We start from the raw sequence: 13,363 nt of genomic DNA on the forward strand, positions 1-13,363 counted from the left end.
GCGTCGATGTCTCCGGATGCCGTCAGGAACGCTCGCTGCGAGCGCGTCAGTGCGCGCCGACCGCCATTCCCGCATTCGCCGGCATCAGCTCGTCCTTCGTGCCCCGCACCATCACCGCGGCGATGAGGGCGGCGACGACCATGAGGATCGACGCGACGATGAAGATCCAGCCGTACGCGTCGGTGAGCTGCCAGGGAGAGAGCTCCGCCTGCGCGTGCCCGCCGACGGATGCCGCGTACACCGCGGTGAACACCGACAGTCCGATGGATCCGCCGATCTGCATCGCGGAGTTGGCGACCGCCGATGCGACGCCCGCATCGTGCGGAGCGACTCCCGTCAAGGCGAGGTTCTGCAGCGGGATGAACACGAAGCCCATGCCGACTCCGAGGAGAACGAGCGCCGGGGCGATCTGCACGATGTACGCCCCGTCAGGGGTGATCCCCGACAGCAGGAACAGACCGGCTGCGGCGATCAGCGGCCCCACGATGAGCATCGGACGCGGGCCGATCACCGTGAGGAGCTTCGTGGCGATGGGGGCGATGATCATCGTCGCGATCGGCAGCGGAAGGGTCGCAGCCCCCGCCGGGAGCGCACCCATCCCGAGCACGAACTGGAGGTGGAAGGTCAGATAGAGCGTCGCCCCGATCATGATCGCTCCGGCGACACCCTGGATCAGGAACGCACCGCCGCGCACCCGGTCAGCAACCACTCGCAGCGGCAGCAGCGGCTGTGCGACCCGGCTCTCGACCCACACGAACACGCCGAGAAGCACCACGCCGAGTGCGAGGAACGAGATCGTCAGAGGGTCACCCCAGCCGTTCTCGGCGAGGCTGAATCCGTAGACGAGAGCTCCGAGTCCCAGGGTCACAGTGATCGCACCCCAGACGTCGTAGTGGTTGTCGCCCTCAGCTCGGCTCTCGGTGAGGAAGAGCGCACCGCCGACGAGACCGACGGCGACGAAGAAGAGGTTGACCAGCAGGCACCAACGCCAGTCGGTGAACTCGGTGAGGAATCCGCCGAGCAGCAGTCCGATCGCTGCTCCCGTTCCCGCGACCGTTCCGAAGACCGCGAACGCGGTGTTGCGCTCCCGTCCTGAGGGGAAGGTCACGGTCAGCAGAGCGAGCGCCGCGGGCGCCAGGAGCGCGGCGAAGACGCCCTGGAGGCCGCGCGCGAGGACGAGCTCCCATCCCTGCTGTGCGAGACCGCCGAACAGGGATGCCGCGCCGAACCCGACCATGCCGATCATGAACGTGCGTTTGCGACCGAGGTAGTCGGCGATGCGACCCCCGAGCAGCAGCAGCGCGCCGAAAGCGAGGGCGTACGCGGTGACGACCCATTGCCGCTGGCCGTCGCTGAGGCCGAGATCGGCCTGGGCTCGCGGGAGGGCGATGCTGACGATGGTGCCGTCGAGCACGACGATCAGCTGCGTGAGAGAGATGACGGCGAGCGCCCACCATTTGGTCTGGGGGCGGGCGCGCAAGGACGATGACATGGAAGAACCTCCGGTGTCGGGGACGATGCCGGAGGTTTCGAGCCTCGGACCAGCACGCGTCGAGCGCCTGACCACCTCAGCCGACGGGGCTGAGCAGAAGATCCATATTACCCGAGTCGAGACTCTGCGAGTGCGAGCGAAAGGTCCCCTGACCCACCCTCGTCACGAAGATCGGCACGTGGTGATGCGACATGCGCGATGCGCGGTCACATGTGCGGGGTGCGGGGCTGCGCGATGCGAATCTGGGCTGCCCTCCGCCCGACATGTGCCGGAATTGCCCCTCCGGCTGGGGGTGTGCCCGCCTCGTCGTGACTACCGACTTCCGCTCGCTACTCCTTCAGGTCATGCAGCCAGTTCGCCTGCTGGATCCGATTGTCGAGTTCGCGCAGCTCCTGCGCGACCGTGTCAGCGCGCGAACGCAGCTCGGCGACGGGGAGCGCGGAGATCTGGCGCAGCTCCGATCGCATCTGTCGGAGGAACTGGTCGTTCGCCCCGGACGCCGCAGCGGCCGCATCCGCCAGCAGCGAGTGCTGCAGACGGAGCACGTCCCGGGCGGCGAGCGCATCCGTCATCGTTCCGTCCGCGCCCAGGTCGAGCCGGGAGTTGGTCGCATTGATGCGCCTGATCAGGTCTCGGAGCTGCGCCAGGGCGGCCTCCACGTCGACGAGCAGAGCCGATGCGTCTTCTGCCGGCTCCTCTCCCTCCTGATACCGGGCATTCGCGGTGATGCGCGCGCGCAGTTGCTCGATGCGACGCTGCAGATCGGCGCGGGCGGTGAGGGCCTCTGCGAGTTTCATGCCTTCATCCTGGCAGGACACCGCGTGTAACAGAGCGTCACACGGGCGGAGGTCAGCGCGAACGCAGCAGCGACGCGTGCTCGGGGTGCGCGGAGAACCAGTCGGAGACGTACCAGCACACGGCGTCGACCTTGCGGTCGCCTCGCGCTTCGATGTCGGCGACGGCGCCCTCGACGACCGTGCCCGCATAGCCCTTTCCGCGGAAAGTCGGGATTGTGAACGCTCTCGTCAGAGCGATCGTGTGTCCGTCGTCTCGGTAGTCGAGCACGCTCACGAGCTGCCCGTCGCGCATCAGCGTGTACCGCGATGCGTCCTTCTCGTCGGTGAGGATGAAGCCTGAGGCGAGGGTCGAGGTGGTCACCCGGACCACGTTACGCCCGACTCCCCCGCCGACGGCCGTTTTGACACGCACGGACTTCTTCCGACATAATCCCCCCATGACTACCAACGCAAGCCCTTTGTCCGCCCAGGAGGCGAACAGGACTGCCGGGATGATGATGCCCGGTCGCGTTGGCATGTGTTGCCGAATGTGTCGCTGAACGAACAGCCACTCCGTCTGACCTGACTTCTCGCGATCTGCGAGGTACAGGTCTTCGAGCATCCACCCTTTGCTCGCTCTTCCGGCTCGCCCGGTCATTCATGCAACGCATCAGAGCCCGTCTCCCGGCTCACGTCCTGAGGACTTCATCATCATGTCGAACATCGCACTTCTCGAGCGTCCCGCCGTCTCCGCCGCCGCCCGCACCGCATCGGCGCCCGCAACCGCCCCGCTCGACGCAGATCTTCCCGCCGTCCGCTCGCCCCGCGGTTTCGCGCTCTACGTCGGTCTCGACGAGATCAAGGCAGCCGAAGCCGGGGTCAGCCTCCCGCTTCTCGTCGACGCCCTGCGTCGCACCCTCGCCGAGCTGGCGCCCGGCGCCGAGACGCACGCCACGGTCGCCCTCGCCCCGCACGGATCTGGTGGCCGCGACCTCGACGTCGTCCGCCTCGCACTCCACGAGCCCGGCGCGATCGCTCGCACCAAGGCCGCGGCCGAGGAGGAGACCACTGACGAAGAGGGCGGAGTCGTCGTCGACATCTCCCGCAAGCGAGTCCTGATCGACGGCGAGTCCGCTGCCTTCACATACAAGGAATTCGAGCTCCTGCAGTACCTGGTGCTCCGCGAGGGACGCACGATCGAGCGCAGCGAGCTCGTCTCTGCACTGTGGCAGGCACAGGACGACGAGACCCCCGGCGAGCGCACCATCGATGTGCACGTCCGGCGACTGCGCGCCAAGCTCGGCCGCTACGAGGACATCGTCCGCACCGTGCGCGGCATCGGCTACCGCTTCGATCGTCACGCCGACGTCGTCATCCGCTACGGTCACGGGACTCCCTCGCCCGACCGCTTCTGACCTCGGTGTCAGGCCCGCCACGTATGGTGGGCGCATGACCCTGACCGCGGACTCCGGAGCCGCCGACGCCGCTCCGCAAAGTCCTCCGCGGGAGAGCGTCTACCGCCCGGCAGAACCGGTCGATCTGCGCGCCACTGTGGGGATGCTCCGCCGCGGCCCAGGCGACCCGACCATGGTCCACGACGGCCCCGTCATCTGGCGCGCGCTGCGCACGCCCCTGGGGCCTGCGACACTCGCGCTCCGAGTCCACGGTGACGAGATCAGCGCGACCGCGTGGGGTGCCGGAGCGGAGCACGCTCTCGACAGCGTGCCGTCACTCTGCGGCGCCGACGACGACCCCTCCGATTTCGATGCGTCGCACCATCCGTTCATCGCCGAGGTGGCGCGCCGCACGCGCGGACTGCGCCTCGCCCGCACGGGTGTCGTCTTCGACGCTCTCGCGTGCGCCATCATCGAGCAGAAGGTCACCGGACTCGAGGCGTTCCGCGCCTGGCGACTGCTCGTCACGAAGTTCGGCGAACGCGCACCGGGTCCGACGCCGAGACCGATGTACACCGCCCCCGCCGCTGCGCAGTGGCATCGCATCCCTTCGTGGGACTGGCATCGCGTCGCCGTTCAGCCACCGCAGTCGAAGACGATCGTGCGAGTGGCCGCCCGGGCCGACAGCATCTCTCGCGCCCTCCTGGCCGCGCCCACGGGCGACGCACGCGACCGCGTGCTGACGAGTCTTCCCGGGGTGGGCCTGTGGACTTCGGCGGAGACACGCATCCGCGCGCTCGGCGACCCGGATGCGGTGAGCGTCGGCGACTACCACCTCGCCCACGAGGTCGGCTACGCGCTCACCGGTCATCGCACCGATGACGCCGGGATGCTCGAACTGCTCGAGCCGTGGGCCGGGCACCGGCAGAGGGTGATCAGGCTCATCTTCGCGAGCCGGGTGAGCGAACCCCGTCGCGGACCCCGACTCTCCCCCGAAGACCACCGCAGTCGCTGACCCGCGCGTCAGACGAAGATCGCCTCTAGGCTGAGCCCATGTCCCGCACCGCGCTCCGCTTCTCCGTCACCGCCGGGCTCCTCATCCTCGGCGTCGTCATCGGCCTGATCTTCCAGAACGTCTGGCTCGGCGTCCTCCTGGCCGCCATCGTCTGGCTCGGGTGGTTCATCGGCTACGAATCCCGTCGAGGGCGCAACGAAGGCGTGAACGACGAGGATCACGGCATCGAGCTCTGAGCGACCTCAGTAGTAGACGGCCAGTGGGCCGGAGGGCCCCTCGACCACCTGCACGTCGGTGTCGAACACCCGGGTGAGCACCTCACCGGTCATGATCTCGGCCGGAGAGCCGAATTCGACCACGGCGCCGTCCTTCATGGCGCAGATGTGATCGGCGTAGTGCCCGGCGAAGTTGATGTCGTGCAGCACGATGACGATCGTGCGTCCGAGCTCCTCCGACGCACGCCGCAAGTGCTTCATCATCTGCACCGCGTGCTTCATGTCGAGGTTGTTGAGGGGCTCATCGAGGAGGACGAACTCGGTGTCCTGCGCGAGCACCATCGCGACATAGGCGCGCTGCCGCTGCCCTCCCGAGAGCTCGTCGAGGTAGCGCCCCTCGAGCTCCCCGAGGTCGAGGAAGTCGATCGCCTCGCTGATGACCTGCTCGTCCGCCCGGCTCAACCTCCCCTGGGAGTGCGGGAAGCGGCCGAAGCCCACGAGCTGACGAACGGTCAGACGCGTGACGAAATGGTTCTCCTGCCGGAGCACCGAGACGATCTTCGCCAGATCCTTCGACTTCGTGGTCGCGACGTCGTACCCCGCGATCTCGATCGCGCCCGCATCCATCCCGCCGAGTCGTCCGATCATCGTCAGCAGAGTGGACTTGCCCGCGCCGTTCGGACCGATCAGTGCGGTGATGCCCCCCGCAGGGATCTCGAGATCGACGGGGCCGATCGCGACCTCGCTGCTGTAGTCGCGGCGCACGCCGTCGAGTGTGATCACAGTCGGCCCTTTCTGAGGATGACGATGAGGAAGACCGTGCCGCCGACCAGTTCGATCAGGATCGACACCATGCCCTGCGCGTAGAAGACGTTCTTCATGACGAAGTACGCCCCTGAGAGGATCGTGAAGGCGGTGAGCACGGCCACGGGGAAGATCAGCCGGTGATCGTGAGAATCTGCGAACTGATAGGCGAGGGTCGCGACGAGGAAGCCGAGGAACGTCATCGGCCCCACCAGCGCGGTCGACGTCGCCATCAGGACGGCCACCAGGAACAGCACGATGTAGAGCTCGCGCTTGTGGTCGAGGCCGAGCGAACGAGACACGTCGGGGCCCAGCGCCAGCAGGTTCAGCCTCCGCGATCTCAGCCACAGCAGCGCGGATGCCGCGACGCACAGCGGAATCGCGAGCGGCAGGTACGACGCGTCGGCGTTGGAGACATTGCCGAACAGCCGCGCCGCCAGAACGTCGAACTCGCTGGGTGTCAGCAGTCGCTGCATGAAGGTCGAGATCGCGCCGAGCCCGCCTCCGATGATGATGCCGATGAGCAGCATGATCTGCAGGTTGCCGTAGCGGCCGGACAGCAGCCATCCGTACAGCGCCATCGCGAGCCCGACCATGATGACGACCTGCAGGCCGAACTGCCAGACCCCCTGGATCGCGACGAGACCGGCGACGCCGAACAGGTACACGGTGGTGGTCTGCACGACCCGGTAGAGCGACTCGAACCCCATGATCGAGGGGGTGATGATGCGGTTGTTCGTGACCGTCTGAAAGCTCACGGTCGCGATCGCCTGCGCCACGGCGACCACCGCCATCACGATCACGTTCGTCGTCCTGAGCTTCGCGATGCGCCAGAAGCCGGGAGAACCCACGGGCATCGGGTTCTCCCACGCCAGCAGCGCGAAGGCGAAGACCGCGGAGAGCACGATGAGGATGCCGAGCGCGATCGCATACCGGCGCCGCGCGCGAGGCGTCGTGAAGGATCCGGAGGTGCGGTCGTGTGCCGCGATCGCACTAGCCACGACGGCGCTGCCTCAGCAGGAGCAGGATGAAGACGATCGCGCCGACGATCCCGAGGATCAACGACACCGGGACCTCGAAGGGCATGATGATGGTCCGTCCGATGATGTCGCAGACGGTGACGATCGCGATGCCGAGCAGGCAGACCCATGGCAGGTTGCTGCGCAAGTCGTCACCGCGGACCATCGAGACGATGTTGGGGACGATGAGTCCCAGGAACGGCAGGTTGCCGACGACGACCGTCACGACGCCTGTCGTGATCGCGATGAGCACGGTGCCGAGGAGGATCACCCGGTTGTAGTTCACGCCGACGTTCGTGGCGATCTCCTCGCCCAGCCCGGCGATCGTCAGACGGTCGGCCACGAGGAACACGACCACGCCGACGATCGCGACGATCCAGAGCATCTCGTACTGCCCGCGCAGCACCGAGGTGAAGCTGCCCGCGAACCACACGCCGATCGCCTGCAGGGAGTCCGTCGCCAGCGCGAAGTAGGTCGAGACCGCTCCGACGACGGCACCCAGCATGATCCCGACGATCGGAACGATGAGCGATGACTTGAGCGAGACGCGGCGGAGGAACGCGAAGAACACCATGGTCCCGATGAACGCCGCGACGATCGCGCCGATCATGCGCAGCGGGATCGAGGGGTCGGGTACGAGCACCATCACGGTCAGCAGCCCGAGCCCCGCCCACTCGGTGGTGCCGGTGGTCGTGGGCTCGACGAAACGGTTCTGGGTCAGCAGCTGCATGACGAGGCCCGCCATGGCCATGGCGGCGCCCGCGAGGACCAGCGCGATCGTCCTCGGCACGCGGGTGATCTGGAACATCTCGGCGCCGTCCGCGGCCCCGGCGATGTCGTACACGCCCGTGAAGAGGGACACGACGAGGAGCGCGGCGACGACGAGGACGCCGATGAGGAGTCTCGCGTCGAAAAGTCGCCCGACGGTGCGGGCCAGCTCTGGAGAAGCGGTGCGGGTCATGATCGAACGCCGGACGGCGGCATCCGCCGTGGAGCGGATGCCGCCATGCCGCTGCTACTTCTGCGCCGCCTCGAGCGCGTCCGCGAGGTCGTTGAGGAACGTCGTGTACGTCTGGATGCCCTCGTTCAGGTAGGTGTCGGTGGGCATGTACACGATCTGCTCGTCTGCGACGGCGGTGACGGAGGCGAGCGCCTCGGAGCCCTCCAGGATCTCGGATGCCTGTACGTAGTCGGGGGTCTCTGCGGCGAACACGGCATCACGGTCGAGCACCAGGAGCCAGTCGGGGTTCGAGGCGGCGATCGCCTCGACCGAGATGTCGTCGCCCTGGTGGTCGTCGGAGGCGTCGTCCACCTCGAGCGCCGGGGTCAGTCCGAGGATGTCGTAGATCGGCCCGAGCGAGCGCCCCACGGTCGGTGCGAGGTATCCGATCTCACCGCCCGACGTGTTCACGGCCATGACGGTGTCGGAGTCGTCATAGGCGGCCTTGGCGCGCTCGACCGCGGCGTCGAAGTCGTCGACCAGTGCCTGTGCCTCGTCCTTCTTGCCGAAGATCTCGCCGAGCACCGTGACCTGCCGCTTGAGCTCCGCATCGAAGGACTCGCCCTCGCGCGGTTCCAGGTCGACGATCGTGGCGTCGGGAACGAGCTCGGCGATCGCCTCGTTGTGCTGCGTGAAGCGCTGACCGCTGATGATCAGATCCGGCTCGACGGCGACGATCGCCTCGAGGTCGGGTTCGCTGTGCAGGCCGATGTCGACGATCGCGTCGTCTTCGAGGTACGACACTGTGTCGGGCATGAGCGCGACCGCGCCGGCCGAGAGCTCGATTCCCCAGTCTGACAGCGTCTGGAAGGTGCGGTTGTCGAGTGCGACCACCGACGCCGGCGGGGTCGCGATCTCATGCGTGCCCGTGTTGTCCTCGATCGTGACCGAGGATGCTGCCGCCTCGGTCTTCTCCGGTTCGGATTCGCCGCCGGAAGCGCACCCCGAGAGGGCGAGGAGGCCGACGAGACCGATGCTCGTGGCGGTGAGGATTCTGGGCATCGACATGGAGAGACTCCTGTTCTGCGGTGTGGAAACGCGCACGAATGGCGCAGGACGATCGACTTAGGCATGCCTAACTTCAACCTGAAAGATAGGTTAGCCTTACTTTATGAGCGATACGAAATCCGGCTTCTCGATCGAGCGTCGCAGCCTCGACCTGCGGTTCCGCACAGTGGCTCTCAGTGCCAGGGAGTGGCTCGCCCCCGACTTCGTCCGTGTACGCCTGACCGGCGGCGATCTCGAAGGATTCGACTCGCCCGGATCCGACGACCACATGCGCCTGTTCTTCCCCACCGGCCCTGTGAGCTCGGTCGAGGAGATACGGGCGTCGCCGAGTCGCGAGTACACGCCCCTCGCCTGGGGTGCGGACTGGCTCGACGTCGAGTTCGCGGTGCACGGTGACGCCGGCATCGCTGCACCCTGGGCAGCCACCGCTCCCCTCGGCTCATCGATCGGCGTCGGCGGACCCCGCGGATCGATGGTGCTGACGGGCACGCCCGGCTCCTGGCTTCTGGTCGGCGACGAGACCGCGATCCCCGCGATCCGGCGGTTCGCGGCGCTCCTTCCCGCGGATGTCAGCGCACGGATCGTGATCGAGACGGTCTCGACCGGGCGCGAGATCGACATCGGAGCGCCTGTCGACGTCGAGTGGATGCATCGGGGTGATGCCGCCTCGGGCTCGGCACTCATCGCGTTCCTCGACGGGCTGACGGCAGAGGATTCGATCGGCGACGACCCGTTCGTGTTCATCGCGGCCGAACAGTCGATCGTCAGACCCGGGCGCGCGCTGCTGGAACGGTGGGGCATCGACACGGCGCGCGCCGTGGTGAAGGGCTACTGGAAGCGCGGCGAAGCCGAGTACCACGCGCCGCATTAGGGCGACTCCGGCGCCGCCTGGAATACTGCGCACATGGCTCTTCTGGATCATCTGGGCATCACCGTCGACGACCTCGAACGGGGCAGGGCGCAGTTCCATCCCGTGCTGACCGCACTCGGGTACGAGAGCGGGGGCGAGGACGACCACTCGATCTCATGGAACAAGGGCGACGAGACCGAGATCATCCTCTACACGTGGGATGAGGAATCCGGCCCGCATCGGCACGGCCGAGTCGGCTGGCAGCACATCGCGTTCGCCGCATCGTCTCGAGAGGAGGTCGATCACCTCCACGCGGTGGCCCTCGACGCCGGCTGGACGGCCGTCCGCGAACCGAAGGAGTATCCCAGATACTCGGATCGCTACTACGCCTCCTTCGTGGAGGACGACGACGGCATCCGGATCGAGTTCATGCACAATCCGCCCCGCGCGGCAGGGTGACGCCAGGGCGGGCCGCCGAGCTCTTGCGCCTGTCCTGCACTTCTCGGCTGCAACTCACGTTCTCCCCTGTATTCGGGATGACGGTATACAGCGACGTGGATCTCGGTGCGTCGTCTGGAACGATGCGAGGATGACACGGTGCACCTCATGAACGACGCTCAGATCTGGACGATGATCGGCTCGTTCACTGCGCTCATGCTCAGCATGATGACGGTCGTGTCGACACTCTTCATCCGCGTCGTCCGGGCCGAGATCGGCGGACTCCGTGGAGAGATCGGCGGACTCCGCGGCGAGATGAACGCTCAGATCGGCGGACTCCGCAATGAGATGAACGCCCGCTTCGACACCGTGAACACCCGCATCGACGGGCTCGACCGCGACATGCAGGCCGTGGTCAAGCGCTCCTTCGGCCTCGACCGCGACTGACGTCAGACCACGGGGGCGGCGACCGCCTCGGCATCCGTCCGGTCGGTGAACGCCTCTTTGGGGACGAACACGAGGATCGCGGCCGCGACGAGCGCCGTCACACCGCAGACCACCCAGACCGTGATGTAGCCGGCGAAGGAACCGGCGGTGCCCTCGACCGCGCCGCTCACGCCGTTCAGCAGCGCGATGCCGAAGATGCACGAGGCGATCGCCCCGCCCACGGTCTTGACCGAGTTCGTCAGTCCCGTCGCGACCCCCGTCTGCGTGGCCGGAGCCGCTGACGCCGCGGCGGCCGGAAGCGCAGCGACGAGCGCGCCGGATCCGAGACCGACGACGACCATGTTCGTCACGACCTGCACGTACGAGTCGTGGAAGGGGAGGAACAGCAGGAATCCGACGCCGACCAGCAGTGATGCTCCCATCAGCGTGACGCGCGGGGTGAGGAGTCGGGCGATCACCGGGAACAGCAGGGCGCCGGCGATCATCGCAATCAGATACAGGCCGATGATCAACGAAGTGGCGAAGCCGGTGGTTCCGAGCCCGTAGCCGTATACGCCGGGGTCGGTGCGGGCGAAGGTCGACAGCGGCGCCTGGGCGCCCAGGACGCTCACACCGAACAGACCGGCGGTGAGGAACACCGGGCCGAGCGCCGGCGAACGGAACATGCGCACGTCGATGAGCGGGTCGTCGCAGCGGAGCTCCCAGAGCACGAACGGGATCACGAGCAGGAGGCCGAGCGCGACGACGGCCCACGACCACGGGTTCACCAGTCCACCCTCGAGGCGGAGCAGGCTGAGCCCACCGGTGAAGCAGATCAGCGCCATCGAGATCAGGACCACACCGACCGTGTCGAACACGCCGCCGGTCGGATCGGGAGACTCCTTCACCCCGAACAGGATCACGAAGAAGCACACGACGATGAGGACGGCGGGGATGAGGAGCACGACGGTCAGCGGCAGCACGTCGATGAGTGCGCCGCCGACGAGGGCACCGATGATCGCGCCACCCTCGAGTGCCGCGACAAGGAGCCCCGCGGCCTTCGCTGTGATCGACGAGCGCCCCTCCATGCGGCGCGAGCGCGACCAGATCAGGGCGATCTCGAGCGGCAGCCACACGACGTAGAAGCCCATCAGCGTCCAGCCGATGAGGAAGACGGGGAAGGAGTAGGTGAAGGGCAGGATGAGCGCCGCCGCGGCGGTCAGCGCGGTCGAGATCAACAGCATCCGCTTGTGGCCGACCATGTCGCCGAGCTTCGCGAATGCCGGCACGACGAGCGCCGAGAGCATGAGCTGTGTGCCCTCGAGCCAGTTGACATCGGCGTCGTGGATGCCGAGGTGCCGCGCGATGTCGGTCAGCATGGGCGTGTAGTAGCCCTGCAGCACGCCGCTGGTGAACTCGACGAAGGCCAGGAAGCCGACGACGGTGGCGAGGGTTCCCAGAGTCCGACTGCGCGTCATCGCGACTCCTCGGTGAAGGGGTTGAGTCGGACGCCGAGACGCCCGCGAAGGGGTGAGATCACCCTAGTCGCTCGAGGAGGGCCCGGTGGAACCGCTCCCCTCGTTCGAGGGCGGCGATCTCGACGTTCTCGTCGACGCCGTGGATCGACGCCCGCTGCGCGTTCGACATGTCGAGCGGGGCGAAGCGATAGACGGCGGGGGCGAAGCGGTGGAAGTGGCGCGAATCCGTCGCCGCCATCATCACGTACGGCACCGCCGGAACGCCCGGGTGCGACACCGAGAGCGCGTCGGCCAGCAGCGCGAACTGGGCGTTGTCGGTCGCGGACTCGGGCGACGGCTCGCTCGCCTCCTCGACCTTCACCACGACCAGCGGATCGCGGATGCGCCGACGCACCCGGAGCACGGCCTGCTGCGTCGTCTCGCCCAGAGCGATCCGCAGGTTCACGGTCGCCGAGGCGTGGGAGGGCAGGACGTTCGCCGCCGTTCCGCCCGACTGCATCGTGGGCGCCACCGTCGTGCGCACGAGGGCGGCCGGCTCACCGCCGAGCGCCGCGAAGAGCTGGCCTGTGAGGAACGGTGCGGATCCGAGCAGACGGAGAAGATGCCGAGCCGGCCCCGGCGTCTGGGCGCCGAGCTGTGTCAGCATCCGCCCGATGGCCTTCGAGGGCCGGGGTCGGAACGTTTTGGGCCCGAGTCGGTCGACGGCCCGCGCCACTCGACGCACGGCGGTGAGCGCCGGGGGCGCCGAGGCATGACCCCCCTCGCCGCGCGCCGACAGAGTGAGCGTCATGACGCCCTTCTCCCCCACGCCGATCATGGCCGCGCGTCCGGGCACGAACGGCAGTGGAGCGTCGACGACCGCGCCTCCTTCGTCGACGACCAGCCACGGGACGATGCCGCGCTCGCGGAGCACACGTGCGATCTCTTCTGCCGCGCGGCCGTAGGTCTCCTCGTTGCCGCCGAACGAGAGGTAGACGTCGCGGGCGGGGGCGAAACCGTCAGCGAGCAGGTTCTCGACCGCTTCGAGCACGACGATCAGCGGACCCTTGTCGTCGAGGGCTCCGCGTCCGTAGACGATGCCGTCGGCGATGACACCGGCGAACGGCGGATGCGTCCAGGCGTCGCTCTCATCGACCGGGACCACGTCGTAGTGCGCCATGAGCACGACCGGCTCCTCGGCGACAGCGCCGATGCCCGCCCAGTGGAAGAGCAGTCCGAACTCGGTGTGCCGCTCGAGCGTCAACTTCTCGTGGACGAGTGGGTAGAGCTCGGCGATCAGCGTGACGAAGTTCTCGAACGGCTCGGATCCACGCTCCTCGAGCTCGGCCGAGACTGTCGGCAACTGGATCATCTGCGCGAGGCGCTCGGCGATTCCGGGGCGAGGTTCGGTCACGTCGGCCATCGTATCGTCGGGCTCCCCTGTCTCCGTCGGTTCTCCGGGCGCAGTT

Annotated in this window: 15 protein-coding genes; 6 read left to right on the forward strand and 9 right to left on the reverse strand. The window is 67.6% G+C overall.

The features are described from left to right. Window positions 1-46: 46 nt before the first annotated feature. The 3 genes from ACQ4LY_RS01425 to ACQ4LY_RS01435 form a co-directional block, all read right to left on the reverse strand. Window positions 47-1,492 carry an MFS transporter gene (locus tag ACQ4LY_RS01425; protein ID WP_431074217.1) on the reverse strand — a complete coding sequence of 482 codons (1,446 nt, stop codon included), beginning with the start codon at window positions 1,490-1,492 and terminating at the stop codon, window positions 47-49. Window positions 1,493-1,821: 329 nt separating this feature from the next. Further along, window positions 1,822-2,289 (reverse strand): DIP1984 family protein, encoded by a 468-nt coding sequence (locus tag ACQ4LY_RS01430; protein ID WP_431074218.1) that lies wholly within the window; start codon window positions 2,287-2,289, stop codon window positions 1,822-1,824. 52 nt (window positions 2,290-2,341) lie between these two features. Then, window positions 2,342-2,581: a GNAT family N-acetyltransferase gene (locus ACQ4LY_RS01435; protein WP_431075733.1), complete on the reverse strand. Its 240-nt coding sequence runs from the start codon at window positions 2,579-2,581 to the stop codon at window positions 2,342-2,344. A 400-nt stretch (window positions 2,582-2,981) separates the two neighbouring features. Here ACQ4LY_RS01435 and ACQ4LY_RS01440 point away from each other — a divergent pair, with 400 nt between their 5' ends. Genes ACQ4LY_RS01440 through ACQ4LY_RS01450 form a run of 3 tightly spaced genes read left to right on the forward strand, consistent with a single transcriptional unit; the run spans window position 2,982 to window position 4,913 of the window. Continuing rightward, window positions 2,982-3,683, forward strand: coding sequence for a winged helix-turn-helix domain-containing protein (locus ACQ4LY_RS01440; RefSeq protein ID WP_431074219.1), 702 nt, complete (start codon window positions 2,982-2,984; stop codon window positions 3,681-3,683). A 34-nt stretch (window positions 3,684-3,717) separates the two neighbouring features. Further along, the gene (locus ACQ4LY_RS01445; RefSeq protein ID WP_431074220.1) at window positions 3,718-4,677 is read left to right on the forward strand and encodes a DNA-3-methyladenine glycosylase family protein; all 960 of its coding nucleotides are present in this window, start codon (window positions 3,718-3,720) and stop codon (window positions 4,675-4,677) included. Between the two features lie 38 nt (window positions 4,678-4,715). Continuing rightward, window positions 4,716-4,913, forward strand: coding sequence for a hypothetical protein (locus ACQ4LY_RS01450; RefSeq protein WP_431074221.1), 198 nt, complete (start codon window positions 4,716-4,718; stop codon window positions 4,911-4,913). Window positions 4,914-4,919: 6 nt separating this feature from the next. On the opposite strand, the gene ACQ4LY_RS01455 is transcribed toward ACQ4LY_RS01450, so the two are convergent. From ACQ4LY_RS01455 to ACQ4LY_RS01470, 4 genes are read right to left on the reverse strand one after another with little or no spacing between them, the layout of a single operon-like run. Continuing rightward, window positions 4,920-5,675 carry an ABC transporter ATP-binding protein gene (locus ACQ4LY_RS01455; RefSeq protein WP_431074222.1) on the reverse strand — a complete coding sequence of 252 codons (756 nt, stop codon included), beginning with the start codon at window positions 5,673-5,675 and terminating at the stop codon, window positions 4,920-4,922. Then, window positions 5,672-6,697: an iron chelate uptake ABC transporter family permease subunit gene (locus ACQ4LY_RS01460; protein ID WP_431074223.1), complete on the reverse strand. Its 1,026-nt coding sequence runs from the start codon at window positions 6,695-6,697 to the stop codon at window positions 5,672-5,674. Before ACQ4LY_RS01460 ends, ACQ4LY_RS01455 begins: the two co-directional genes overlap by 4 nt. Beyond that, on the reverse strand, window positions 6,690-7,676 hold the full coding sequence (locus tag ACQ4LY_RS01465) for an ABC transporter permease (protein ID WP_431074224.1): 987 nt from the start codon (window positions 7,674-7,676) through the stop codon (window positions 6,690-6,692). The genes ACQ4LY_RS01460 and ACQ4LY_RS01465 overlap by 8 nt, the downstream gene beginning before the upstream one ends. 54 nt (window positions 7,677-7,730) lie before the next feature. Beyond that, a complete protein-coding gene (locus ACQ4LY_RS01470; protein ID WP_431074225.1) occupies window positions 7,731-8,723 on the reverse strand; it encodes a siderophore ABC transporter substrate-binding protein in 993 nt (330 codons plus the stop codon). Between the two features lie 103 nt (window positions 8,724-8,826). Here ACQ4LY_RS01470 and ACQ4LY_RS01475 point away from each other — a divergent pair, with 103 nt between their 5' ends. The 3 genes from ACQ4LY_RS01475 (at window position 8,827) to ACQ4LY_RS01485 (ending at window position 10,458) form a co-directional block, all read left to right on the forward strand. Then, entirely contained in the window at window positions 8,827-9,594 is a 768-nt protein-coding gene (locus tag ACQ4LY_RS01475; protein WP_431074226.1) for a siderophore-interacting protein, read from the forward strand. Window positions 9,595-9,627: 33 nt separating this feature from the next. Next, window positions 9,628-10,032, forward strand: coding sequence for a VOC family protein (locus ACQ4LY_RS01480; protein ID WP_431074227.1), 405 nt, complete (start codon window positions 9,628-9,630; stop codon window positions 10,030-10,032). Window positions 10,033-10,179: 147 nt separating this feature from the next. Then, window positions 10,180-10,458 (forward strand): hypothetical protein, encoded by a 279-nt coding sequence (locus tag ACQ4LY_RS01485; protein WP_431075734.1) that lies wholly within the window; start codon window positions 10,180-10,182, stop codon window positions 10,456-10,458. A 2-nt stretch (window positions 10,459-10,460) separates the two neighbouring features. Here the strand turns inward: ACQ4LY_RS01485 and ACQ4LY_RS01490 are convergent, their stop codons facing one another. After that, window positions 10,461-11,915, reverse strand: coding sequence for an MFS transporter (locus ACQ4LY_RS01490; RefSeq protein WP_431074228.1), 1,455 nt, complete (start codon window positions 11,913-11,915; stop codon window positions 10,461-10,463). Between the two features lie 58 nt (window positions 11,916-11,973). Further along, window positions 11,974-13,317, reverse strand: a complete 1,344-nt coding sequence (locus ACQ4LY_RS01495; protein ID WP_431074229.1) for a M20/M25/M40 family metallo-hydrolase — start codon at window positions 13,315-13,317, stop codon at window positions 11,974-11,976. Between the last annotated feature and the right edge of the window lie 46 nt (window positions 13,318-13,363).

The organism is Microbacterium phyllosphaerae, from assembly GCF_050628115.1.
GTDB classification, from domain to species: domain Bacteria; phylum Actinomycetota; class Actinomycetes; order Actinomycetales; family Microbacteriaceae; genus Microbacterium; species Microbacterium phyllosphaerae_A.